The sequence below is a fragment of the Geodermatophilus nigrescens genome (assembly GCF_900129495.1).
Taxonomy (GTDB): domain Bacteria; phylum Actinomycetota; class Actinomycetes; order Mycobacteriales; family Geodermatophilaceae; genus Geodermatophilus; species Geodermatophilus nigrescens.
This window is the reverse complement of the sequence record NZ_FQVX01000005.1, coordinates 96,458-120,398: the sequence shown is the minus strand read 5'-3', so window position 1 is coordinate 120,398 and position 23,941 is coordinate 96,458. Positions and strand designations below refer to the sequence as shown.

The window sequence follows — 23,941 nt, the reverse complement described above, 5'->3', positions numbered from 1 at the left end:
GGCGCAGCCGGTAGATTCGTCGGGACGTGTCCCGCCGCGGGACCGCGGGCACCGGCGCCCCGGCCGAGCGGGGAGAGAGGACCGAGCGTGCGCGAGTACAGCGTCCCCGCGACGAGCGAGGTGGGCCCGGACGCGGCCCTGACCGACATGCTGACCGAGAACGTCGAGAAGCACGGCGACGAGGTCGGCCTCCGCATCCAGCGCGGCGGGCGGTGGGAGGACGTCACCTGGCGCCAGTTCGGCGAGCAGGTGACCGGCGTGGCCAAGGGCCTGATCGCCGCCGGCGTGCAGCCCGGCGACCGGGTCGCCCTGCAGGCCAAGACCCGCTACGAGTGGCCGCTGTTCGACTTCGCCATCTGGACGGCGGGCGCGGTCACGGTGCCGGTCTACGAGACCTCCAGCCCCGACCAGGTGGCCTGGATCCTCGCCGACTCCGGCGCCGTCGCCGCCGTCGTCGAGCGCGCCGAGCACGCCTCGGCCGTCGACTCCGTGCGCGACCAGGCGCCCGACCTCGGGCCGCTGTACGTCATCGAGGACGACGCCGTCGCCACCCTCACCGCCGCCGGCGCCGACGTGCCCGACAGCGAGCTGGCCGCCCGCCGCGCCACGCTGAACGCGGACAGCCTGGCCACGCTCATCTACACCTCGGGCACCACGGGCCGGCCGAAGGGCTGCGAGCTCACCCACGGCAACTTCCTGTTCGAGATCGACAACGGCATCACGCTGCTGGACCGGTTCCTCGGCGAGGACGAGTCGCTGCTGCTGTTCATCCCGCTCGCGCACGTGCTGGCCCGCGTCCTGCAGGTCGGCGCGGTGAAGACCCGCACGATCACCGGCCACACGCCGGACGTGAAGAACCTGCTCGAGGACCTCGGCGCCTTCAAGCCGTCGTTCGTCCTCGCGGTGCCGCGCGTGTTCGAGAAGGTGTTCAACTCCGCCAAGGCCAAGGCGGAGGCCGACGGCAAGGGGAAGATCTTCGACCGCGCCGCCGCCGTCGCCATCGCCTGGTCGCGGGCGCAGGACACCGGCGGCGCGGGCCTCGGCCTGCGGCTGCAGCACGCGCTGTTCGACCGGCTGGTCTACGGCAAGCTGCGCGCCGCCCTCGGCGGCCGGTGCCTCGGCGCCATCTCAGGCGGCGCCCCGCTCGGCGAGCGGCTGGGCCACTTCTTCCGCGGCATCGGCGTCACCGTCTTCGAGGGCTACGGCCTCACCGAGACCACCGCCGCCGCGTCGGTCAACCACGAGAAGGCGCTGCGCATCGGCACGGTCGGCCGGCCGCTGCCCGGCGTCTCGTTCCGGATCGCCGAGGACGGCGAGATCCTCATCCGCGGCGGCGTGGTCATGCGCGGCTACTGGAAGAACGAGCAGGCCACCGCCGAGGCGATCGACGCCGAGGGCTGGTTCCACACCGGCGACATCGGCGAGATCGACGCCGACGGGTTCACGAAGATCACCGGGCGCAAGAAGGAGATCCTGGTGACCGCGGGCGGCAAGAACGTCGCCCCCGCCGTCCTCGAGGACCGGCTGCGCGCGCACCGGCTGGTCAGCCAGTGCATCGTCGTCGGCGACCAGCGGCCGTTCATCGCCGCGCTGGTCACCCTCGACGCCGAGGCGCTGCCGCTGTGGCTGGAGTCGAAGGGCAAGCCCGCCGACACCCCGGTCGCCGCGCTGGCCGACGACCCCGACGTCAAGGCCGAGCTCGACGCCGCCGTCGCCGACGCCAACCGGGCCGTCTCCCAGGCGGAGGCCATCAAGAGGTACCGGGTGCTGGCCACCGACTTCACCGAGGAGAACGGGATGCTCACCCCGAGCCTCAAGCTGAAGCGCTCCGTGGTGGTCAAGGAGTTCGACGCCGAGGTTGAGGCGCTCTACAGCCGCTGACCCCGCCCGCCGCGAGCCCCCTCCCGCACCGCGGGAGGGGGCTCGCGCCGTCCCGGGCCCTCGGGTCCCCGGGACGTGCCGGTCAGGGCTCGAGCAGGGCGGCGAGGTCGGCGGCGATCGTCGTCCACGACCAGCGCCGCTCCACCCACGCGCGGCCGGCGGCGCCCATCGCCCGGGCCCGCGGCGGGTCGTCGAGCAGCGCGGTCACCGCGGCGGCCACCGCCTCCGGGGACCGCGGGTCGCGCACCACGGTGCCCGACTCGCCGTCGAGCACCGCCTCCGGCGCCCCGCCGGACGTGCCGGCCACCACCGGCAGGCCGCACGCGGCGGCCTCCAGGTACACCATGCCCAGGCCCTCGACGTCGAGGCCGCCGCGGCGGGTGCGGCAGGGCATAACGAACACGTCGCCCGCGGCGTAGTGCTCGGGCAGCTGCGCGGGCGGCACCGCGCCGGTCAGCACCACCGCGTCCCCGAGCCCGCGGGCCGCGCGCCGCAGCCGGGCCTCGTCGGGACCGCCGCCGACCAGGAGCAGCCGGGCGCCGGGGTGGCGGGCGAGCACCCGCGGCCAGGCGGCCACCAGCACGTCCTGGCCCTTGCGCGGCACCAGGCGGGAGACGCACACGACCACCGGCGCGTCCCCCAGCCCGTACCGGCGGCGGACCGCCGTCCCGTCGGCGGCCGGGGTGAACCGGTCGACGTCGACACCCGGCGACAGCTGCGCGAGCCGCGTCCGCCCCTCGAGCGCCGGCGCCAGGCGGCCGCGGGTGTACCCGCTGATGTAGGTGACGACGTCGAGGCCGCCGGCGATCCGCTGCACCAGCTGCCGGGCGACGGGCAGGGCGACCCAGCCGGTCTCGTGCCCGTGCGTGACGCCCACCAGGCGCCGTGCCCCGGCGGCGCGCAGGCCCGGGGCGAGCAGCCCGAGCGGGGCGGCCGCGCCGAACAGGACGGTGTCGCAGCCGTACTCGCGGACGAGCGCCGCCGCGGCCCGGGCGGTGGCCGGGGTGGGGAGGAGCATCGACGTCCGCTGCCGGACGACCGGGTAGGGCAGCTGCGCGTCGTACGCCTCCCAGCCAGGCGAGCGGGAGGCGAGCACCACCAGCGACCCCGGCGGGCGGCGCTCGAGCAGCGCGGCGACGAAGGTCTGGATGCCGCCCTGCCGCGGCGGAAAGTCGTTGGTGACGACGAGCGTGCGGCTCACCGGCCGCCCAGTCCGAGCCAGTCCTCCGCCATCGCCACCCGCTGGGCCGTCGTCGGGTGCGAGCCGAAGAACCACTGCCAGGCCGCGGGCGGGCTGGGGTCGGAGAGGTTGGTCTCCCCCAGCCGCTGCTGCATCGCCACGAACGCCGCGGCGTCGCCGGTGAGGTCGAGGGCGTGCAGGTCGGCGCGGGCCTCCACGTGCCGCGAGACGAGGTTCTGCACCGGGGTGGCCGCCAGCGTGCCGACGGCGCTGAGCAGCAGCACCAGCGGCACGACCCGCGGGTCGCCGGCCGACCCCGCGCCCGCCCGCCGCAGCAGGGGCGGCCACGACAGCAGCCAGCCGAGCAGCGCCACCGCTCCCGCCGCGCCGAGGGCACCCATCAGCGTGCCGGTGAGGACGTCGTCGGTGGCCACGTGCCCGAGCTCGTGGGCCACGATCGACTCGATCTCGTCGTCGGGCACGTCGGCGAGCAGCGTGTCGTAGAGGACGACGCGGCGCGTGGAGCCGAACCCGGACACGTAGGCGTTGAGCGACGTCGTCCGGCGGGAGGCGTCGGCCACGAGGACGTCCTCGACCGGCGTGCCGCTCTCCTCGGCGAGCTCCAGGACGTCGGTGCGCAGTTGCCCGGCCGGGAGCGACGCGAAGCTGTTGAACGCCGGCTCGATCACCACCGGGTAGAGGAAGGAGCCGGTGACCACGAGCGCGGCGGCGCCCGCCGACGCCCACGCCCACCAGGTGCGCGGCGCCCACCGGGCCAGGGCCACCAGGGCGAGCAGCCCGAGCGCGGTCAGGCCGGCGTCGATGGCCGTGTTCACGGCGACGTCGCGCAGCCACAGCCCCCACGACCGGGTCGACAGGCCGTAGCGGTGCCGGACCACCTCGCCGTACGCGCTGATCGGCAGCGTGGCCAGCCGCCCGGCGAGCAGCAGGACCACCGTGGCGGCCAGGACGGTCAGCGGCCACCGGCGGCCGTCGGTCCGGCCGAGCGCGCCGACCAGCCGGCTGCCGAGGCGGGTCAGGCCGAACAGTGCGGAGACGGCCAGGCCGAGCAGGAGGTTGGCCAGCGAGGCGGGACGCAGGTCGCCGGCCAGCGCCTCGGCGCGGCGCACCACCTCGGCGGGCAGCCCGGCGTCGTCGCTGACCGGTGTGGCCCCGCCGGGCGGGGGCGGCAGCACGGTCCACGGCGTCCGGACGGCGACCACGACGACGAACGCCGCCCCGAGCACCGCGGCGACGACGAGGGCGGCGCGGCGGGCGGTCCAGCGGCGGGCCGGCGCGGGGCCGGTGCGGTCCTCCTGGCGGGCCCTGCTCACGCCGCCGCCCAGCCCACCCGGCCGATCCTAGGCGGGCGCCGGGACGGTCGGCCCGGGCCCCGGACGCGGCGAGGGCCGGGGACCCGTGCTGGGTCCCCGGCCCTCGATGGTGAGGTGCTGGAACGGCCCCCTCCCGGGTCCCGCGCCGAGCTCGCGAGGCGTGGGGAGGAGGGGGTCCTCCGTCAGGCGATGCGGCGCATGGCGGTGATGCCGCCCATCGAGTCGACCGACACGACCTTCACCGGCACACCGGAGGTGGAGGCGTGCACCATCTGGCCGTTGCCGATGTACATCGAGACGTGGCTGACCGGGCTGTAGTAGAAGATCAGGTCGCCCGGCTGCAGCTGCGACCGCGTGACCGCGGTGCCCATCTGCGACTGCATGCGGCTCGAGTGCGGGAGGCTGATCCCGGCCGCCGCGTAGGCGTACTGGGTCAGGCCCGAGCAGTCGAAGGCGTTCGGCCCGCCGGCGCCCCACACATAGGGGTCGCCGACCTGCGCCAGCGCGGTCTGCACGGCGGCCTGCGCGGCGCCGCTGCCGCCACCGGCCGCCGCCACCGGGGCGGGCTGCGCCGCCGCGGCCTGACCGGCGGCCTGCGCGACCGGAGCGCTCTCGCCGGTGCTGCCACCGGCCGCCGCGGGAGCCGCGGCCTGCTCGGCCTCGCCGGCCTGCTGGGCGGCCAGGGCGGCCGCCTGCTGGGCGGCGGTCAGCGCGGCGAACTGCGCCTGGTAGTCGGCGATGTCCTCCTCGAGCCGCGCCTCCTGAGCGCTGAGGTCGTCGAGGGTGCGCTGCGCGTCGGCCTCGGCGGCGTCGGCGTCGGACTGCGCCTGCTGGGCGGCCGCGGCAGCCTCCCCGACCTCGGCGAGCACGTCGGTGGTGTGCCCGGCGATCTGGTCGAGGGTGGCCAGCGAGTTGACGAAGTCGTCGGCGGAGTCGCTGGTCATCAGCAGCTCGAGGCCGGCGAAGGTGTCGTTGCCGCCGGTCCACGCGGTGCGGGCGACCTCGCGGATCTGCCCGTCGAGGGCCTGCAGCTGGGCCTGCGCGTCGGCGAGCGCCTGGTCGGCGGCCGCGGCGGCGGCCTGCTGCTGCAGGACGGTCTCGCGGGCCTCGTTGACCTGCTCGGAGACGGCCTCCAGGCGGCGGCCGGCGTCGGCGGCGAGCTCGGCGGCCTGCTCCGGCGTGGTGGCCCGCTCCGGGTCGGCCACGGCGGTGCCGGGCAGGAGCGTCACGGTCAGCGCGGCGGTGGTGCCGACCAGCGCGACGCGGCCGAGGAGACGGCGGCGGGAGGGGCGGTGCGCCCCCGCGACACGGGCGGTGCTGCGGGACGCGGACTGTTCACGGGCATGCCCCAGGGAGGGGCGGGGGGTCGCCACGGGCGGCGGCTCTCCGTTTCTTCCTCAGCTACCGCCTACCGAGTTAGCTGACGGGTTCGGGCTGGGAAGACGTGCCCTATCTCTGGACCCCGGCGGACCGGTGTCCGTGAGAACTCACCCCAGTGCTGCGGTGGGTCCCCGGCTCACCTCGCGCACACCCGGGGGCGGCGTCCGGTGACTCGGCGGTGACCGGCCGAGGTCACCTCGCAGTGGGTGACGACCACCCGGCCGGACGCGGCCACAGTACGGACGTGATGCAGATGTGACAAACGCGGACCCCGGGAACTGTGAGAACACACACGGTGAGCAGTCGCGCCACTCCGGTGCGTGCCCGCCCGGGCCGTCACCTGCGTCTCAGCCGGTGCGGCGGCGCCCACCCGGCCGGGCCTCCCCCGCCGGCCGGTGACGCAGCGGAGGCACCAGGCCGCCGTCGGCCAGGGCGCGCACGGCGCGGCGCTCCACGTCGTCGAGGTCGACCACCACGCCCGCGAGGGGCGCGGCGGCGTCGTCCGTGGCGCGGGTGGTGGCGGCCGGGACCGGCGGCACCGGCAGCAGCACGGGCTCGGTGCCCAGCTCCGCCGGCGGCGCGCCGAGCAGCACGGTGACGACGCAGTCGGCGCAGCCGGTGCCGCGCACGGTGCACGAGTCGCAGTCGATGAGCATGGCGGTGTCCCTCCGGTGCCCCGCCGCGCGCCCGGGAGACCGGGCGACGGACGGGACGGGTCTCCCTGTCGGTTGGCCGGCACGCTAGGGACGGCCACCGACAGTCCCGGCTCAGCTGCCCGCGTACTCCCAGTGCCAGGGCTCCTCGCGGCCGTTGCCCGGGTCGGCCCAGGTGGGGTGCAGCCAGCCGAAGCGGCCGGCGTTGGCGACCATCCACGCGTACTGCGGGGTGCCGAAGGTGTCGATGCCGCCGCACAGGTCCACGGCCAGGCCCCAGCCGTGGTTGCTGGTGCCGGGCACCGCCGCGAGCGCCGGCTTCTCCCCGTAGAGCCGCACCTGCGAGGCGTAGGTGCGGTAGGAGTCGGTGATGCAGAGCGGCCCGCCGAACGCCGTCGCGTACGCGGCGCCCAGCGCCCGCCAGGCCGCCGCGGCGTCGCAGCGCAGCGCGTGCGAGCCGACGCCGATCGGGCACAGCGCGCTGGGCGGGATCAGGCCGTTGGGGTAGCCGCCCCACGAGCGCCCCTCGACGGAGCTCGGCGGGTAGACCGTGTTGCCGCACTCCACGCGCAGCGCGCCGCCGGTCGGGCCCGGCGGGGCCACCTCCGCGCGCGGGCCGAGGCTCGGCCGGCCGACGTGCAGCACCTGGTCGGCCGGCAACCGGCGGACGACGACCGCGCCGGCCCGCCCGTCGGCGGCCAGCATCGTCTGCCCGTCGAGAGCGATGCCCACGTGCCCGAGTCCCGACTCCGGCGTGCCGAGGAACACCAGGTCGCCGGGCAGCGCGTCGGCGAGGTCGACCGGGGTCGTTCCCGCGAACAGCCCCGCCTGGTCGCCGGGCAGGTCGATCCCGGCGTCGCGGTAGACCGTCGACACCAGCGACCCGCAGTCCCAGGAGTCGGGCCCCGCCGTGCCGGGCGCGTACGGCCGGCCGAGGGCGTCCATCGCCGCGGTGACGGCGGCCAGCGTCTCGGCCGGCAGCACCAGCAGCGACGTGGGCTCCCGCGGGGACTGCGCCGCCCCGCGCTGGGCGCCGCCGGCCGCGGCGCCGACCGGCAGCAGCCCGCCGGGCAGCCCGGCCGCGGGGTCGAGCAGCACCGACGCCGGCGGCGCCGCGACCCCGGCCGCCGCGAGCTGGTCGAGGTACGCGCGCCAGTTGGCGGCCGTCTGGCGGTTGACGTCGGCCTGCTGGCGCTGCAGGTCCGACAGCTGCCGGTCGACGTCGCCGAGGGCCACGTCGAGCTCGTCGGTGACCGCCTCCGCGCTCGCCTGCAGCTCGGCCACCTGGCCGGACAGCCGGTCGGCCCGCTGCTGGGCCTCGGCCAGCGCGGCCTCGGCCGCCGTCCGATCGGCCACCGCGGCCCGGCGCTGCTGCTCCGCGGCGGTCACGGTGGCGGCGGTGTGGTCGTCGACGGCCTCGAGGTAGCCGAGGGCGGCGACGACGTCGCCCGGGTCGGCGCCGCTGAGCAGGACCGACAGCGGCGTCAGCGCGCCGCCGTCCCGGTAGGCCGCCGAGGCGTAGCGGGCGACGACGGCCTGGTACCGCGCCAGCTCGCCCTCCGCGGCGGCGACGTCGGCCCGGGCGGTGTCGGCGTCGGCCTGCGCGGCGGCCAGCGCCTGCTGCGCCGCGGTCACCTCGGCCTGCCGCTGCTGCAGGTCGGCCTGCACCTCGGCGGCGCGCTGCTGAAGCCGGTCCAGTGCCGCGCTGTCGAGGGTGCCGCTGGTGCCGCCGGGCTGGTCGCTGGGCGCCGCGGCGGCGGGGCCGGCGAGCGCGACCGCCAGGACCGCGGCGAGGGCGGCGACGCCGAGCGACGTCGCGCCGCGCCGGGACCGCGCACGCATCGGACCACCCTCACTGGACCGGACCCCCCTGGTCCGCCGGGCGATCGTCGTCCGGGCCGCGTCCGTGCCGCAACCGGTGCGGGCGCGCCTCCCCCGCCCGGGCGAGGGCACGCCGGGCGCCGCGCCGGGGAGCCCGTCAGGACCCCCTCCCGGGAGCCGCTCCAGGACCGCCTCCGGGACCGCCTCCGGCAGCACCACCGGGGCCGCCTCCCCGGGACTGTCCGACCCCCGGCCTACCGTCCCGCCGTGCTCTTCCCCGCCAGCGGGGCCGGTTTCCGGCCGCCGCGACACGAGCAGGCACCCGCCCACGGCGACCGCCCGCTCCCCCGCACCCGGCCGGTCCCGCACGAGCCGCTGCCCTACGTGCAGGCGACGATCGACGAGCTCGGGACGCCGCTGGCCGGCGTCACCTTCGTGGTGGTCGACCTCGAGACCACCGGCGGGTCCCCGAAGGACTGCGCGATCACCGAGATCGGCGCGGTGAAGGTGCGCGGCGGGCAGGTGCTCGGGGAGTTCCAGACGCTGGTCGACCCGGGCTGCGAGGTGCCGCCCTACATCAGCGTGCTCACCGGGATCACGACGGCGATGGTGGCCACCGCGCCGCGCATCGACGCGGTCCTGCCGGCCTTCCTCGAGTTCGCCCGCGGCGCCGTCCTCGTCGCGCACAACGCCCCCTTCGACCTCGGGTTCCTCCGGGCCGCCTGCGAGCAGACCGGCACCGCCTGGCCCGCGGCCGCCTCGGTCGACACCGCCGTCCTGGCGCGCCGGCTGCTCAGCCGCGACGAGGTGCCCAACTGCAAGCTGGCCACCCTCGCGCCGTTCTTCTCCGCCACCACCTCGCCGTGCCACCGGGCGCTCGACGACGCCCGCGCGACCGTCGACGTCCTCCACGGCCTGTTCGAACGACTCGGCCCGCTCGGGGTGACGTCGCTGGAGGAGCTGACCGGGCTGACCCGGCAGGTCGACCCGGCGCGCCGCCGCAAGCGCCACCTCGCCGAGACCGTCCCGCACGGCCCCGGCGTCTACGTCTTCCGCGGCCCGCACGACGAACCGCTCTACGTCGGCACGAGCAACGACCTGCGCACCCGCGTGCGCAGCTACTTCAACTCCAGCGAGCAGCGCAGCCGGATGACCGAGATGGTCGCCCTGGCCACCCGCGTCGACGCCGTCCCGTGCGCGCACGACCTGGAGGCCGCCGTCCGCGAGCTGCGGCTGATCGCCGAGCACAAGCCGCGCTACAACCGCCGGTCCCGCTTCCCCGAGCGGGCGCTGTGGCTGCGGCTCACCGAGGAGCCCTTCCCCCGGCTGTCGGCCGTCCGCCGGACGCGGCCGGGCGCCGGGGTCTTCCTCGGCCCGTTCGCCGACCGGCGCGCCGCCGACATGGCCATGGCCGCCGTCCACGAGGCGCTGCCGCTGCGGCAGTGCACCTCCCGGCTCTCGCCCCGGGTGACCACCAGCGCCTGCGCGCTGTTCGGGATGGGCCGCTGCGGAGGGCCGTGCACGGGCGCGCAGTCGGTCGCCGAGTACGCCCTCGTCGCCGAGGTGCTGCGCGCCGCCGTCGCCGGTGACCCGGGGGCGCTCGTCGGGCCGCTGCTCGAGCGGGTCGACCGGCTGGCCGCCGAGGAGCGCTACGAGGACGCCGCCGTGCTGCGCGACCGGGTCGCCGTGCTGGTGCGCGCCGTCCGCCGCCGGCAGCGGCTGGAGACGCTGGCCGCCGTCCCGGAGTTCGTGCTGGCCCGTCCCGACGGCGCCGGCGGCTGGCACCTGACGGTGGTGCGCCGCGGCCGGCTGGTCGCGGCCGGCGGCGCACCGCGGGCGACGTCGGTGCGCGACGCGCTGGCGCTGCTGCGGGCCACCGCGGAGACCGTGCCGGGCCCGGACGGCGAGCTGGCCGCCTCCGTCGACGAGACCGAGCTGGTGCTGCGCTGGATGGAGAAGCCCGGCACCCGCCTGGTCGAGGTCGACGGCACGCTGGCCTGCGCGGCGCCGGGCACGGGCGGCTTCAGCGGGTTCCTCGCCCGCGTCGAGGCCGGGCGGGCGCTGCGCGACCCGTTCGCCGACGGCCGCCGGCTCGGCACCCGCTCCCGGCCCGACCGCGTCGTCGTCGCCTGAGCGCCCGCGGGGCGGCGCCCCCGCGGCTAGAGTCCGGCAGCGTGATCACCGCCATCGTGATGGTCGACGCCGCCACCGACGCGATCCCCGAGGTGGCGGCCGCGATCGCCGACCTCGACGGCGTCAGCGAGGTCTACTCGACCGCCGGCGAGGTCGACCTGATCGCGATCGTGCGGGTCCGCGAGTTCGAGCAGGTCGCCGAGGTGATCGCCGGGCGGATCAACAAGGTCCCCGGCGTCCTCGAGACCGAGACGCACATCGCCTTCCGCGCCTACTCCCGGCACGACCTGGAGGCCGCGTTCTCCGTGGGGCTCGAGAACGCCGACTGAGCCGGCGTCAGGCGCCGGCGGCCGCCCGGCTCACGTCCACCCAGCGCGCCAGCAGCGCCGCCGCCCGGCCGTCGTCGACGGCGGCCGCGGCCCGCCCGAGGCCGGCCGCCAGCACGTCGGGCAGCTCCCCGCCGCGCTCGTCGAAGGCGGCCAGCGCCGCGGCCGCGTTGAGCAGCACCGCGTCGCGCACCGGCCCGCGCTCGCCGTCGAGCACCCGGCGGAACACGTCGGCGTTGTGCGCCGGGTCCCCGCCGCGCAGCGCGTCCGGGCCGGCCGGCGCGATGCCGAGGGCGGCCGGGTCGACCGTCCCCGCCGTCACCGCGCCGTCGCGGGCCACCCACACCCGCGACGTCGTCGCGGTGGTGAGCTCGTCGAGGCCGTCGTCGCCGCGGAAGACCAGGGCGCGGGCACCCCGGCCGGCCACCACCTGCGCCAGCACCGGGGCCATCCGGGCGTCGGCGCAGCCGATCGCCGCGGCCACCGGCCGGGCCGGGTTGGTCAGCGGGCCGAGGAAGTTGAAGACCGTGCCGATGCCCATCTCGCGGCGCGGGGCGGCGGTGTGCCGGTAGCCGGGGTGGAAGACCGGCGCGAAGAAGAAGCCGATGCCGGCCTCGCGCACGCAGCGGGCCACCGCGGGGGCCGGCAGGTCGATGACGACGCCGAGCGCCTCGAGCACGTCGGCCGCCCCGGACGACGACGACGCCGCCCGGTTGCCGTGCTTGGCCACCGGCACCCCGGCGGCGGCGGTGACCACGGCGGCCATCGTGGAGATGTTGACGGTGTGCGCCCCGTCGCCGCCGGTCCCGACGATGTCGACGGTGGCCACCGGCAGGTCCACCGGCGTCGCCCGCTCGAGCATCGTGGCGGCGAGCCCCGCGACCTCGGCCGGCGCCTCGCCCTTGGCCCGCAGCGCCACGGCGAAGCCGGCGATCTGGGCGGCCGTCGCCTCGCCGGTCATGACCTCGCGCATCGCCCAGGCGGTGTCGTCGGCGCCGAGGTCCTCACCGGCCAGCAGGCGCGTCAGCAGGCCGGGCCACGTGGGTCCGGCAGCGGTGCGGGCGCTCACCGGCGGGCGGGACGGCGCAGCGGCGGCCGGGCCGCCCGCTCGCGCAGCAGCCCGGCGACGACCTGCGGCGCGGTCAGCGGGTCCACCGGCAGGGCCAGCGTCGCGTCGGCGCGCGACCAGTGCGCCAGCCAGCGGTCGGGCTGGCGGGCGATGAGCACGCACAGCGCGGGACGGTCGGCGACCTCGACGGTCAGCTGCCGCGACAGCGCCAGGCCGCCGGTCGGCTGCGCCTCCCCGTCGAGGATGCAGAGGTCCACCCCGCCGCCGTCGACGGTGTCGACGACGTCCTCGCCGGTGGCGCACTCGATCCAGGTCAGCGGCCCGACGTCGGGTGCCGGGCGGCGTCCGACGGCGGTGCGGACGGCCTCGCGGACCTCCGGCCGCGAGCTGTAGACCAGGACGGTCGCCGGCGCAGCGCTGATGCCATCGCTCACACCCGGCAGCCTAGTGCCCACGGCCGTCCCGCCCGGGGGACGCGACCCCGTCCGGGGGACGGTCTCGGACCGGTCACGGCCCGGGCACGCCGTGCCACCCACGGTCGGCCCGTGTCGCCGGCCGATGCCATGATGGGCAGCGTGACAACGGCCCCCGTGGCGAGCAGCACCTTCGACACCTCGCGGGTGCACTCCCTGACCCGACCGAACATGGTCAGCGTCGGCACGATCATCTGGCTCTCCAGCGAGCTGATGTTCTTCGCCGGGCTGTTCGCCATGTACTTCACCGCGCGGGCGCGCGCGACCGACGGCTGGCCCCCGGAGCCGACGGAGCTGAACCTCCCGTACGCGCTGTTCTTCACCCTGATCCTGGTGGCCTCCTCGGTCACCTGCCAGATCGGGGTCTTCGCGGCGGAGAGCGGGAACGTCTACGGCCTGCGCCGGTGGTTCACGATCACCTTCGTCATGGGCCTGGTCTTCGTCCTCGCCCAGGCCAACGAGTACCGCGTGCTCGTCACCGAGCACGGCACGACGATCTCCAGCTCCACCTACGGCTCGGTCTTCTACCTGACGACCGGCTTCCACGCGCTGCACGTCATCGGTGGCCTCGTGGCCTTCGTGTACGTGCTCATCCGGTCCACCATGGGCCGGTTCACGCCGGCACAGGCGACCTCGGCGATCGTGGTCTCCTACTACTGGCACTTCGTCGACGTCGTGTGGGTCGGGCTCTTCGCCACGATCTACCTGATCCGCTAGGGAACCGGTGTCCACCACGAACCCCCAGTCCGAGACCCAGGCCGACGAGGTCGCGCCGCGGTCCCGCTGGTCGCGCCGGCGCCCCGCCGAGGGCACCCCGGCCGCGGCCGCCCGCGCCCGGCGCCGCTCCAAGCAGCGCCGCCGGCTGGCCAACGTCGCCGGCCTGATGGCCGCGCTGGTCCTCACCGGCGCCGTCTACTCGACCCTCGCCCCCGGCGCCCAGGCGGCCGACGAGGGCAGCGAGTCCAGCGCCGAGGCCGCCGGCCGCGAGCTGTACGAGCGCAGCTGCATCAGCTGCCACGGTGAGAACCTCGAGGGCGTGCCCAACCGCGGGCCCTCGCTCATCGGTGTCGGCGAGGCCGCCGTCTACTTCCAGGTGCACACCGGCCGCATGCCGCTGATCCGCCAGGAGGCCCAGGCCCCCGACAAGCCGGCGATCTTCTCCGACGAGGAGATCGACCAGCTGATGGCCTACGTCCAGGCCAACGGCGGCGGCCCGACCCTCCCGTCGGGCGACCTGCGCGACGGCGACCTGGCCGCCGGTGGCGAGCTGTTCCGCCTCAACTGCGCCCAGTGCCACAACTTCGTCGGTGAGGGCGGCGCGCTGTCCTCGGGCAAGTACGCGCCGAGCCTCGAGGACGCCAACGACCTCGAGATCTACACCGCGATGCTGAGCGGGCCGGAGAACATGCCGGTCTTCGGGGACAACCAGCTCACCCCCGAGGAGAAGCGCTCGATCATCAACTACGTGCAGACGATCACCGACATGCCGGACCCGGGTGGCGCGGGCATCGGCCGCATCGGCCCGGTCAGCGAGGGCCTGGTCATCTGGGTCGTCGGCGTCGCGGCCCTGCTGTTCGGGATCTTCTGGATGGGGAGCAAGGCGTGACCGCCAGCAACACCCGCCCCGGCACCACGGGCGGCGCGGACGTCCCCGGCCCGCTGCACGGCGGCCCGGACGACGACTACACCCCGGAGCAGCTCGCCGCGCTCCCCCGCGAGGAGCTCGACCGCCTCGGCGCGCGCTACGACGGCGTCGAGATCCTGCACGTCGAGCCCGGCCCCGAGCCGGGCTCGGCGCTGGAGAAGCGCGCCGTCCGCCAGGTCGGCACCATGTTCGCCCTGGCCGGCCTCTCGGCGTTCGCCTTCGTCGTCGTCTACGCCGGTGCCGGCTGGTTCCTCCCCAACTGGGAGTGGCAGCTCGGCAGCAGCACCTGGAGCGTGCTCTACACCCCGCTCCTGGGCCTGACGATGGCGCTGGCCTTCACCTTCTTCGGCGTGGGCCTGGTGCTCTACACCAAGAAGCTGCTGCCGCACGAGACCGCGGTGCAGGACAAGCACGACGGCTCGCACTTCGACCGCGTGACCACCGGCGCGACGCTGGTGGGCGGCCTGCACAACTCGGGCCTCAAGCGGCGCAAGCTGATCACCCGCAGCCTCGCCTTCATGGGCGGTGGCCTCGGCCTCATGCTGCTGGCCCCGCTCGGCGGTCTGATCAAGAACCCGAACCGCGGCAACCCCCTGGGGACGACGTCGTGGGCCGAGGGCGTGCGCCTGGTCCGCGACGACGGCACCCCGGTCCGCCCCGGCGACCAGGAGCCCGGCTCGCTGGAGACCGTCTTCCCGGCAGTCCCCGGCGGCAACCGGCAGACCGACGCGGCGACCATGCTCATCCGCCTCCGCCCGTCGCAGCAGGCCGACGCCAGCTTCCGCGCCGGCCAGGAGGACTTCGGCTACGGCGACTACGTCGCCTACTCGAAGATCTGCACGCACGCCGGCTGCCCGGTCTCGCTCTACGAGCAGGAGACCAGCCGGATCCTGTGCCCCTGCCACCAGTCGCAGTTCGACGTCACGCAGGGCGCGAAGCCCGTGTTCGGGCCCGCCACCCGGTCGCTGCCGCAGCTGCCCATCGCTGTCGACGACGAGGGCTTCTTCGTGGCGCGCAGCGACTACATTGAGGCCGTGGGTCCCACTTACTGGAACCGGGAGCGCATCTGATGGCTCGCACCGCCACCGCACCGGGAGCGCCCAAGACGCTCGCGGGCAGGGCCGCTCTCGAGGTCGACGACCGGCTCATCGTCGCCGGTCCGCTGCGCAGGACGCTGAACAAGGTCTTCCCCGACCACTGGTCGTTCCTGCTCGGGGAGATCGCGCTCTACTCGTTCATCATCCTGCTGCTGACCGGCACGTACCTGACGTTCTTCTTCCAGGCCTCGATGACCGAGGTCGTCTACGACGGCTCGTACGCGCCCCTGCGCGGTGTCGAGATGTCGATCGCCTACGCGTCGACGCTCGACATCTCCTTCGACGTCCGCGGTGGTCTGCTCATCCGGCAGATCCACCACTGGGCAGCGCTGCTGTTCATGGCGTCGATCGTCTGCCACATGCTGCGGATCTTCTTCACCGGCGCCTTCCGCCGGCCGCGCGAGACCAACTGGCTCATCGGTGTCGCGCTGCTGATCCTCGGCATCTTCGAGGGCTTCGCCGGCTACTCGATGCCCGACGACCTGCTCTCGGGCACCGGCCTGCGGATCATGTCGGCGATCATCCTGTCGATCCCCGTCATCGGGACCTGGGCCCACTGGGCGGTCTTCGGCGGCGACTACGTCGGCGACCTGATCGTCGGGCGGCTCTACATCGCCCACGTGCTGATCATCCCGGCGATCATCCTGGGCCTGATCGCGGTGCACCTGCTGATCCTGGTCAAGCAGAAGCACACGCAGTTCCCCGGCCCGGGCCGCACCGAGCACAACGTGGTCGGCAACCGCCTCTTCCCGACCTTCGCCGGGAAGGCCACCGGCCTGCTGCTCGTCGTCTTCGGCGTCTGCGCCGGCCTCGGCGGTCTGGTGCAGATCAACCCGCTGTGGCTGTGGGGCCCGTACAACCCGGCCCAGGTGTCCTCGGCGTCCCAGCCCGACTGGTACGTGATGTTCCTCGACGGGTCGACGCGTCTGTTCCCCGCCTGGGACATCTACCTCCCGGGGAACTACAACATCCCGGCGCTGTTCTGGCCGACCGTGGTGCTGCCCGGCATCATCTTCACGCTCCTGCTGGCCTACCCCATGCTCGAGCGGAAGCTGACCGGCGACACCGCGTCGCACCACCTGCTGCAGCGTCCGCGCGACGTGCCCGTGCGCACCTCGCTGGGCCTGATGGCCATCACGTTCTACGTGGTGCTGCTGCTCTCGGGTGCCAACGACGTCATCGCCGACAAGTTCGACATCAGCCTGAACGCGATGACCTGGATCGGCCGCATCGGCCTGATCATCCTGCCGCCCATCGCGTACGTGCTGACCTACCGGATCTGTCTCGGTCTGCAGCAGCACGACCGCGAGGTCCTCGAGCACGGCATCGAGACCGGTGTCATCCGCCGCCTGCCCCACGGTGAGTTCATCGAGGTGCACCAGCCGCTCGGCCCGGTCGACGAGCACGGCCACGGCCAGCTGGCCTACGGCGGCGCTCCGGTGCCCAAGAAGATGAACCAGGTCGGTGGCGCCCGCCGCGCCATCCGCGGGTTCTTCTCGCCGATCGAGGAGCCGCGCGCGGTCGAGCTCGAGCAGCGCGGTGAGGAGCGGGGTCTCGCCCCGGCCGACCCGCACCGCGAGCTGACCTCCAGCGGTCGCCCGTCCGAGGGTGGCCGTCCCTCCGAGGGCGGGCGCCCGTCCGAGGGTGGCCGGCCGCAGGAGCCGCGCGACTAGTCGCACCAGCACGCACAGCAGGGCCCCGGTGGATCTCCACCGGGGCCCTGCTGCATGTCGGGGGCAGGACGCCGGCAGCAGGGACGCCGGGAGCAGGGACACATGGCCGGTGAACAGTGCCCGGGGAGCCCTCCCCCACCGACGGCGCGCCCGCTCCCGCACTCACCCACCGGTCGACGCTCCACCCGGCACCCGGCACCCGGCGACCGGAGGCTCGGGCCACCCGCGTCGGGACTCCCCGCCGACCGTGCCGGGGGCTGTGCCGCCGTGGCGGCTCCCGCGCGAAGTCGCAGGTGCGGCCGGCCTGGGACAGGGCGCGGCTGGGCGGGAGGGCGGCCGCCGGCGGCCCCAGCGCCGCCTGACGGCACCGCGCCGGGACCAGGCGACTCGGGGCTTGGCAAGGGGCCCACGGACCGTGCACAGGCCCGGTGGTGGCCCGGCACCACGGCATCCCTGCCCGCCGATGCCCGTGCCGTCAGCGCGGTCGCAGGACCACGGTCGGGGGCGCCGGCACGGCCGCTCCCAGCTCGACCACAGGCGGCAGCCCGCGCACCGGTCGACGGCCGCCGTCCTCCGCGCTCGGCCTGCACAGCGCCGGATCGCGGAGGGCCGCACCGGATCGCCGTCAGCCCGCCCAGGACCGCGTCAGGACCTCCCCGCCGTCCCCGGCACCCGGCAGGCACCCGGGAACGCACGAGGGCCCCCTCCCGCGGTGCGGGAGGGGGCCCTCGACGAGGCGGACGCTCAGCTGGACTGCGCGTTCTGCCCCACGTAGTACTCGAACAGCAGGCCGCCGACGGTGACCAGGAGGGCGACCGTGCCGATGGCGATGAGCCAGAAGTACCAGAACGCCAGGCCCAGGCCGGTGAGCGCGGCACCGACCGCGATGGCGAAGGGCCAGTAGCTCGCCGGGCTGAAGAAGCCCAGCTCACCGGCGCCCTCGGCGATCTCGGCGTCCTTGCGGTCCTCGGGACGGGCGTCGATGCGGCGCGAGACGAACCAGAAGAACCCGCCGATCAGGCCGGTCAGGCCGGCCGACAGCACCAGCGCGGTGGTGCCGATCGGCTCCCGCGACCAGAAGCCGTACACGGCGGCCGCGACGACGCAGAAGACCGCGATGAGGTTGAAGATGAGCGCTTCGACCTTCACGGTCGTCCTCCCTGCGCGACGTGGGTGCGGCCGGCGGCCGGGTCAGTCATTGGCCTGCTGGTAGTAGCCGTCGCCCACCCGGAACGGGCGGGTCGTGGTGGCCTCGCCCTCCTGGCCGATGGTCTCCAGCGCCTCGTAGGTGGTCTGGCCCTCCTCGCGCGCGGCGAGGTACGCCTCGTAGTCCTCGGCGCTGACGACGCGGACCTCGAAGTTCATGTACGCGTGGTAGCTGCCGCACAGCTCGGCGCACCGGCCGACGTACGAGCCGGTCTCGTTGGCGTGCACCTCGAAGACGTTGTCGCGGCCGTTCTCGTTGCCCGGGATGACGTCGAGCTTGAAGAGGAACTCCGGCACCCAGAACGAGTGGATGACGTCGGCGGAGGCGACCTCGAAGCGCACGTCCTGGTCGACCGGCATCACGAGGATCGGGATCTCGTCGGTGGCGCCGACGGTGTTCACCGGCTCGCCGTCGGCACCGGTGGTCTCCGGGTAGACGAACTGCCAGTTCCACTTGAACGCGTTGACCGCGATCGTGGTGTCGGGGTCGTCGCTGCGCTCCTGGACGTCGTTCTGCACGACGACCGTGAAGAAGAACAGGCCGGCGATGATGAGGAACGGGACGATCGAGTACGCGATCTCCAGCGGCAGGTTGTAGGCCGTCTGCCGCGGCAGCTCGTCGCCCTTCTTCCGGTGGACGATCACCGACCAGATGATCAGGCCCCACACGAGGAACCCGATGATGAGCGCCGCGATCACCGAGCCGGTCCACAGCTCGCGGACCACGGTGGCCTCCTCGGTCACCCCCTCGGGGAAACCGAAGCGCCAGAACTCGTTGTTCAGGTCGCACCCGGTGAGGGTCAGCACCCCCAGGAGACCGAGCGCGGCGACCCGCGCGAGCCTGCTGCGTCGAGCCACTGCTCGCTGCCTCCTCGTCCTCCGTCCGTGGAACCGGACGGCTCTGTCGGCGCGGCCTCGGACGGTTCCCGCCGAGGCCGGTGCGCCAGACCCCAGTCTGGGCCGAGACTAGCCGACCGCGCGAGGCGGCCGACGACCGGAGAGCGGGTACCGGCGGGTCGCCCGGGGCGTCCGGGACGGCGGTGACCAGGGTCGCGCCCGGGAGCCCGCCCGCGCCGCCGCCCCGCACGCGGTGACGGTTAGAGTCGGATGCGTGTGGACGCGGCTGCTGACCCCCCGGTGGGTGCTGCTGCACCTGCTGGTCGCCGTCCTGTTCGTGGCCACCTTCTTCCTCGGCTACTGGCAGCTGACCAAGGCCGAGAACGGGGGCGGGGCGGTCAACTGGAGCTACGCGCTGCAGTGGCCGCTCTACGGCTTCATGGGCCTGTGGTTCTACGTGCGCATGGTGCGCGAGGAGCTGCGCCGCGACCCCGACGAGGACGCTCCCGGCAACTCGCTGGTGCTCTACCAGCGGCCGCGGATCGACACCACCGGCGACCCGGAGCTCGCGGCCTACAACGCCTACCTGGCCGAGCTCAACGAGCGCGCCCTGGGCCAGGAGAGCTCCCGTGGCCGCTGAGCCCACCGTCGCCTCCGACCGGCTGCCCCGGGCACTCGCCCGCCGCGTCGGGCAGGGCGTCCCCGCCGCGCTGCTGCGCTACCGGGTCATGGCCTGGATCGTCGGCGTCCTGCTCGTCGCGCTGATCCTGGTCGCCGTGCCGGTCAAGTACCTGGCCGAGATCGACGAGCCGGTCGCCGTCATCGGCACCGCCCACGGCTGGCTCTACGCCATCTTCTTCGTGACCGCCTGCGACCTCGCCCTGCGCGCCCGCTGGACGCTCAAGGGCACCGTCCTGGTGCTGCTCGCGGGCACCGTGCCCGTGCTGTCCTTCGTCGCCGAGCGCGTCGCCACCCGCAAGACCCGCGCCGGCGAGCGCGTCTGACCCCGTCCCGGCCCCCTCGGGCCGGGCTCGAGCCGACCCCGGAGACCTGCGCCTCATGTGCGGCCTGCTGGCCTACCTGTCCACCGATGCCCCCCGGGTCGCCGAGACCCACGTCGACGACGTCCGCGAGGCGCTGCACTGCCTGCACCACCGCGGCCCCGACGACACCGCCGTCTGGTCCGACCAGAACGTCGTGCTCGGCTTCAACCGGCTGTCGATCATCGACGTCGAGGGCAGCCCCCAGCCCCTCCCCTACGCCGCGGACCGCTACCGGATCCTGTTCAACGGCGAGATCTACAACTACGTCGAGCTGCGCGAGGAGCTGCAGACGGCCGGCGCGCAGCTGGCCACCCACGGCGACACCGAGACGATCGTCGCGGGCTACCACCTGTGGGGCCAGGACGTCGTCCGGCGGCTGCGCGGGATGTTCTCCTTCGTCATCTGGGACACCCAGACCCGCACCGCGTTCGGCGCCCGCGACCCGTTCGGCATCAAGCCCCTGTTCACCGCGCGCCTGGCCGACGGCGGGCTGGTCTTCAGCTCGGAGAAGAAGGCGCTGCTGCAGCTGCTCGGCGGCAGCGCCGCGGCCGGCGGCGTCGACCCGGCGTCGCTGCAGCACTACCTGACGCTGCAGTACGTGCCCGAGCCCGCGACGCTGCACCGCGGGATCCGCCGCATCGAGAGCGGTACCAGCTTCACCGTCGTCGACGGCGAGCTGGCCACCGCGCGCTACTTCCACCCGGCGTGGACGCCGCAGCCGGTGCCCGCCGGCCGCGAGCAGGACCTCTACGACCGCATCGCCGACGTCCTCGACGAGTCGGTGGCCAAGCATATGCGCGCCGACGTCACCGTCGGGTCGTTCCTCTCCAGCGGCATCGACTCCACGGCCATCGCCGCGCTCGCCCACCGCTACAACCCCGACCTGCTGACCTTCACGGTCGGCTTCGAGCGGCAGGCGCAGTCGGAGATCGAGATCGCCGCGGAGTCGGCGTCGATCCTCGGCGTGAAGCACGTGCCGGTCGAGGTGAGCGCCCAGCAGTTCGCCGACGCCATCCCCGAGGTGGTCTGGTACCTCGACGACCCGGTGGCCGACCCCGCGCTCGTGCCGCTGTACTTCGTGGCCCGCGAGGCCCGCAAGCACGTCAAGGTCGTGCTGTCCGGGGAGGGCGCCGACGAGCTGTTCGGCGGCTACACCATCTACCGCGAGCCGATCAGCCTGGCCTGGGCGTCGGGGCTGCCGCCGGCCGCCCGCCGCGCCATGGCGCGCATCGCCGGCCTGCTGCCCGAGGGCGTGCGCGGCCAGGACCTGCTGCGCCGCGCCGCCACGCCGCTGGAGCAGCGGTACTACGGCAACGCCCGCAACATGCGCGACGACGAGCTCGCCGCCCTGCTGCCCGGGCGTGACCCCGACCTGTCGCACGTCGCGGTCACCGAGGACCTCTACCGGCGCACCCGCGAGGCCGGCTACGACGACGTGACGGCGATGCAGTACGTCGACCTGTTCACCTGGCTGCGCGGCGACATCCTGGTCAAGGCCGACAAGATGACGATGGCCAACTCGCTGGAGCTGCGGGTGCCCTTCCTCGACCCCGAGGTGTTCGCCGTGGCGAGCTCCATCCCGGTCGAGCAGCGGGTGCCGCGGCGCGGGGACGCCACCAAGTACGCGCTGCGCCAGGCGATGCGGCAGATCGTGCCGCCGCGGATCATGAACCGGCGCAAGCTCGGCTTCCCCGTCCCGACGGCGGAGTTCCTCGCCGGGCCGCTGCACGAGTGGGCCCGCGACGTCGTGACGAGCAGCCAGACCCAGCAGTGGCTCGACCGCGACGTCGTCCTCGGCCTGCTCGACCGGCTGCGCGCCGAGGAGGTGCCGAGCAAGCGGGTCGCCCGTCAGCTGTGGTCGGTGCTGGTCTTCATGGTGTGGCACGGGATCTTCGTCGAGGAGCGGATCGTCGTCGACGTCCCGGAGACGGTCTACCCCGTCAAGCTCTGAGGAACGACAGCGGCGCCCGTCCCCTGCGGGGGACGGGCGCCGCTGTCGCGTCCAGGCGCGGGTGCTCAGGAGAAGGAGTCACCGCACGCGCAGGAGCCCTGCGCGTTGGGGTTGTCGATCGTGAAGCCCTGCTTCTCGATGGTGTCGACGAAGTCGATCACCGCGCCGCCCAGGTACGGGCCGCTCATCCGGTCGACGATGACCTCGACGCCGCCGAACTCGTACGTCTGGTCGCCGTCGAGGAACCGCTCGTCGAAGAAGAGCTGGTAGCGCAGGCCGGAGCAGCCGCCGGGCTGGACGGCGATGCGCAGACGCAGGTCGTCGCGGCCCTCCTGGTCCAGCAGCGCCTTGACCTTCGAGGCGGCCGGGTCGCTGAGCAGCACGCCGGTGCTGCCGGCGGTCTCGGTGTCCTGCACCGTCATGTTCTGTCCTCCCACATCCGAGGGCGTCCGTTGCGGCACTCCCTGCAGCGGACCAACACCGCCGTGGCGGGTCGTCTTCCCACTGTACGGCGCGCGGCCGCGAGGACCAGTGTCGTGAGCGGACGCACGTAGACTCGTCTGCCGTGAAGCTCCGCCTGCCCGGGCGCCGGGACCGCGCCGCCGAGACCGCCCCGGACACCTCCGCCGACCTGACCGGGCAGCTGGTCAAGGCGGGCGGCAAGGGCCGCCCCACGCCCAAGCGCCACGAGGCGCAGGGCCGCCGTCCCGGTCCCCCGCCGCCGCCTCCGACCACCCGCAAGGAGGCCTACGCCCGCACGCGCCAGCAGCAGGCGCAGCGCCGGGCGGAGACCCGCGCCGGCATGGCCCGCGGCGACGACGACTACCTGCCCGCGCGCGACCGCGGCCCGGTCCGCCGGCTGGTGCGCGACCTCGTCGACTCCCGCCGCAACGCCGGCAGCTTCTTCCTGCCCGTCGCCGCGCTGGTCCTGGTGGGCTACTTCATCCCGAACCCGGCGGTGCAGAACTACACCGTCTTCGTCTGGTTCCTGTTCTTCCTGGTGATCATCGTCGACTCGGTGTTCCTCGGCCGGAGGATTAAGAAGACGGTGGCGGCCCGCTTCCCCGGGCAGCCGCAGCGGATGAAGGGGCTGGTCTGGTACGGCGTCAGCCGCGCCACGATGGTCCGCCGCTGGCGGTTCCCCAAGCCGGAGGTCGCGGTCGGCGCCGAGGTGTGAGGTCGGCCGGCGCCGCCTAGCGTCGGGGCACGTGGAGTACCGACGCCTCGGCCGTTCCGGCCTGACCATCTCCGAGATCGCCTACGGCAACTGGCTCACCCACGGTGGCCAGGTCGAGGAGGACGCCGCGCAGGCCTGCGTGCACGCGGCCCTCGACGCCGGCATCACGACCTTCGACACCGCCGACGTCTACGCCGGCACCCGCGCCGAGGCGGTCCTCGGCCGGGCCCTCGCCGGCCAGCGGCGCGAGGGCCTGGAGATCTTCACCAAGGTCTACTGGCCGACCGGCCCCGGCCCGAACGACCGCGGGCTGGGCCGCAAGCACATCACCGAGAGCTGCGAGGCGTCGCTGCGGCGCCTGCAGACCGACCACATCGACCTCTACCAGGCCCACCGCTACGACGCGACGGTCCCGCTCGAGGAGACGATGACCGCCTTCGCCGACCTGGTGCGGGCGGGCAAGGTCCTCTACCTCGGCGTCTCGGAGTGGCGGGCCGAGGAGATCGCCGCCGGCGCCGCCCTCGCCCGCGACCTCGGCGTCCAGCTCATCAGCAGCCAGCCGCAGTACTCGATGCTGTGGCGGGTCATCGAGGACGAGGTCGTGCCGACGTCGCAGCGCGAGGGCGTCTCGCAGATCGTCTGGTCGCCGCTGGCGCAGGGCGTGCTCACCGGCAAGTACCGGCCCGGCGAGGAGCCGCCGGCCGGCAGCCGGGCGACCGACCCCGAGGCCGGGCGCTTCCTCAAGCAGTTCATGACCGACGAGGTGCTCACCCGGGTGCAGGGCCTGCGCCCGGTCGCCGACGACCTCGGCCTGTCCATGGCGCAGCTCGCGGTGGCGTGGGTGCTGCAGAACGAGAACGTCGCCGCCGCGATCATCGGCGCCACCCGCCCGGAGCAGGTGCACGACAACGTGAAGGCGGCCGGCGTGCGGCTCGAGGCCGACGTCCTGGCGCGCATCGACGAGGTGCTCGGCGACGTCGTCGAGCGCGACCCGGCCAAGACCGCCCGCGGCTGACCGGCGGGCCTGGACCTCGACCTCAGGTCGAGGTCCAGGCTCGGCCT

The 23,941-nt window shown here is 74.6% G+C and carries 22 protein-coding genes and 1 riboswitch; of the genes, 12 read left to right on the top strand and 10 right to left on the bottom strand.

What is annotated here, in order from left to right; all coding sequences use genetic code 11:
• Positions 1-87: 87 nt before the first annotated feature.
• Positions 88-1,881 carry an AMP-dependent synthetase/ligase gene (locus BUE37_RS20850; RefSeq protein WP_073422366.1) on the top strand — a complete coding sequence of 598 codons (1,794 nt, stop codon included), beginning with the start codon at positions 88-90 and terminating at the stop codon, positions 1,879-1,881.
• 82 nt (positions 1,882-1,963) lie between these two features.
• Here the strand turns inward: BUE37_RS20850 and BUE37_RS20845 are convergent, their stop codons facing one another.
• From BUE37_RS20845 to BUE37_RS20825, 5 genes are all read right to left on the bottom strand, one after another.
• Positions 1,964-3,082: a glycosyltransferase family 4 protein gene (locus BUE37_RS20845; protein WP_073422365.1), complete on the bottom strand. Its 1,119-nt coding sequence runs from the start codon at positions 3,080-3,082 to the stop codon at positions 1,964-1,966.
• Entirely contained in the window at positions 3,079-4,395 is a 1,317-nt protein-coding gene (locus BUE37_RS20840; protein ID WP_073422364.1) for a M48 family metallopeptidase, read from the bottom strand. Before BUE37_RS20840 ends, BUE37_RS20845 begins: the two co-directional genes overlap by 4 nt.
• Positions 4,396-4,577: 182 nt before the next feature.
• A complete protein-coding gene (locus tag BUE37_RS20835) occupies positions 4,578-5,768 on the bottom strand; it encodes a C40 family peptidase (protein ID WP_083628977.1) in 1,191 nt (396 codons plus the stop codon).
• A 17-nt stretch (positions 5,769-5,785) separates the two neighbouring features.
• Positions 5,786-5,963, bottom strand: a riboswitch (cyclic di-AMP (ydaO/yuaA leader).
• A gap of 159 nt (positions 5,964-6,122) precedes the next feature.
• Positions 6,123-6,431: a hypothetical protein gene (locus tag BUE37_RS20830; protein WP_073422363.1), complete on the bottom strand. Its 309-nt coding sequence runs from the start codon at positions 6,429-6,431 to the stop codon at positions 6,123-6,125.
• A gap of 111 nt (positions 6,432-6,542) precedes the next feature.
• Positions 6,543-8,270, bottom strand: coding sequence for an NlpC/P60 family protein (locus BUE37_RS20825; protein ID WP_073422362.1), 1,728 nt, complete (start codon positions 8,268-8,270; stop codon positions 6,543-6,545).
• Between the two features lie 246 nt (positions 8,271-8,516).
• Between BUE37_RS20825 and BUE37_RS20820 the strand changes: the two genes are divergently transcribed.
• Both BUE37_RS20820 and BUE37_RS20815 read left to right on the top strand, forming a co-directional pair.
• Positions 8,517-10,382 carry a DEDD exonuclease domain-containing protein gene (locus BUE37_RS20820; RefSeq protein ID WP_245794821.1) on the top strand — a complete coding sequence of 622 codons (1,866 nt, stop codon included), beginning with the start codon at positions 8,517-8,519 and terminating at the stop codon, positions 10,380-10,382.
• Between the two features lie 41 nt (positions 10,383-10,423).
• Positions 10,424-10,711, top strand: a complete 288-nt coding sequence (locus tag BUE37_RS20815; protein ID WP_073422361.1) for an Lrp/AsnC family transcriptional regulator — start codon at positions 10,424-10,426, stop codon at positions 10,709-10,711.
• Positions 10,712-10,718: 7 nt separating this feature from the next.
• On the opposite strand, the gene trpD is transcribed toward BUE37_RS20815, so the two are convergent.
• Positions 10,719-11,777, bottom strand: a complete 1,059-nt coding sequence (gene trpD / locus BUE37_RS20810) for an anthranilate phosphoribosyltransferase (RefSeq protein WP_073422360.1) — start codon at positions 11,775-11,777, stop codon at positions 10,719-10,721.
• Positions 11,774-12,211 (bottom strand): hypothetical protein, encoded by a 438-nt coding sequence (locus BUE37_RS20805; protein ID WP_175562950.1) that lies wholly within the window; start codon positions 12,209-12,211, stop codon positions 11,774-11,776. The genes trpD and BUE37_RS20805 overlap by 4 nt, the downstream gene beginning before the upstream one ends.
• Before the next feature lie 141 nt (positions 12,212-12,352).
• Between BUE37_RS20805 and ctaE the strand changes: the two genes are divergently transcribed.
• The 4 genes from ctaE to qcrB are packed head-to-tail and all read left to right on the top strand — an operon-like array spanning position 12,353 to position 16,665.
• A complete protein-coding gene (gene ctaE / locus BUE37_RS20800; protein WP_073422470.1) occupies positions 12,353-12,967 on the top strand; it encodes an aa3-type cytochrome oxidase subunit III in 615 nt (204 codons plus the stop codon).
• Between the two features lie 7 nt (positions 12,968-12,974).
• The gene (gene qcrC / locus BUE37_RS24885) at positions 12,975-13,856 is read left to right on the top strand and encodes a cytochrome bc1 complex diheme cytochrome c subunit (RefSeq protein WP_073422359.1); all 882 of its coding nucleotides are present in this window, start codon (positions 12,975-12,977) and stop codon (positions 13,854-13,856) included.
• Complete coding sequence (qcrA, locus tag BUE37_RS20790) at positions 13,853-14,965, top strand: cytochrome bc1 complex Rieske iron-sulfur subunit (protein WP_083628976.1); 1,113 nt, start codon at positions 13,853-13,855, stop codon at positions 14,963-14,965. Before qcrC ends, qcrA begins: the two co-directional genes overlap by 4 nt.
• Complete coding sequence (gene qcrB / locus BUE37_RS20785) at positions 14,965-16,665, top strand: cytochrome bc1 complex cytochrome b subunit (protein ID WP_073422358.1); 1,701 nt, start codon at positions 14,965-14,967, stop codon at positions 16,663-16,665. The genes qcrA and qcrB overlap by 1 nt, the downstream gene beginning before the upstream one ends.
• Positions 16,666-17,409: 744 nt before the next feature.
• On the opposite strand, the gene BUE37_RS20780 is transcribed toward qcrB, so the two are convergent.
• Both BUE37_RS20780 and ctaC read right to left on the bottom strand, forming a co-directional pair.
• A complete protein-coding gene (locus BUE37_RS20780; RefSeq protein WP_073422357.1) occupies positions 17,410-17,814 on the bottom strand; it encodes a cytochrome c oxidase subunit 4 in 405 nt (134 codons plus the stop codon).
• A gap of 42 nt (positions 17,815-17,856) precedes the next feature.
• Positions 17,857-18,729, bottom strand: coding sequence for an aa3-type cytochrome oxidase subunit II (gene ctaC / locus BUE37_RS20775; protein ID WP_073422356.1), 873 nt, complete (start codon positions 18,727-18,729; stop codon positions 17,857-17,859).
• Between the two features lie 253 nt (positions 18,730-18,982).
• Here ctaC and BUE37_RS20770 point away from each other — a divergent pair, with 253 nt between their 5' ends.
• Genes BUE37_RS20770 through asnB form a run of 3 tightly spaced genes read left to right on the top strand, consistent with a single transcriptional unit; the run spans position 18,983 to position 21,702 of the window.
• Complete coding sequence (locus BUE37_RS20770) at positions 18,983-19,348, top strand: metalloprotease (protein ID WP_073422355.1); 366 nt, start codon at positions 18,983-18,985, stop codon at positions 19,346-19,348.
• A complete protein-coding gene (locus BUE37_RS20765) occupies positions 19,338-19,712 on the top strand; it encodes a DUF3817 domain-containing protein (RefSeq protein WP_083628975.1) in 375 nt (124 codons plus the stop codon). The genes BUE37_RS20770 and BUE37_RS20765 overlap by 11 nt, the downstream gene beginning before the upstream one ends.
• A 55-nt stretch (positions 19,713-19,767) precedes the next feature.
• Positions 19,768-21,702 carry an asparagine synthase (glutamine-hydrolyzing) gene (gene asnB, locus BUE37_RS20760; protein WP_073422354.1) on the top strand — a complete coding sequence of 645 codons (1,935 nt, stop codon included), beginning with the start codon at positions 19,768-19,770 and terminating at the stop codon, positions 21,700-21,702.
• A 65-nt stretch (positions 21,703-21,767) separates the two neighbouring features.
• Here the strand turns inward: asnB and BUE37_RS20755 are convergent, their stop codons facing one another.
• Positions 21,768-22,124 carry a HesB/IscA family protein gene (locus BUE37_RS20755; RefSeq protein ID WP_073422353.1) on the bottom strand — a complete coding sequence of 119 codons (357 nt, stop codon included), beginning with the start codon at positions 22,122-22,124 and terminating at the stop codon, positions 21,768-21,770.
• A 143-nt stretch (positions 22,125-22,267) separates the two neighbouring features.
• Here BUE37_RS20755 and BUE37_RS20750 point away from each other — a divergent pair, with 143 nt between their 5' ends.
• Both BUE37_RS20750 and BUE37_RS20745 read left to right on the top strand, forming a co-directional pair.
• Positions 22,268-22,879 carry a DUF3043 domain-containing protein gene (locus BUE37_RS20750; protein WP_073422352.1) on the top strand — a complete coding sequence of 204 codons (612 nt, stop codon included), beginning with the start codon at positions 22,268-22,270 and terminating at the stop codon, positions 22,877-22,879.
• A gap of 31 nt (positions 22,880-22,910) precedes the next feature.
• A complete protein-coding gene (locus BUE37_RS20745; protein ID WP_073422351.1) occupies positions 22,911-23,894 on the top strand; it encodes an aldo/keto reductase family protein in 984 nt (327 codons plus the stop codon).
• Positions 23,895-23,941: the final 47 nt, after the last annotated feature.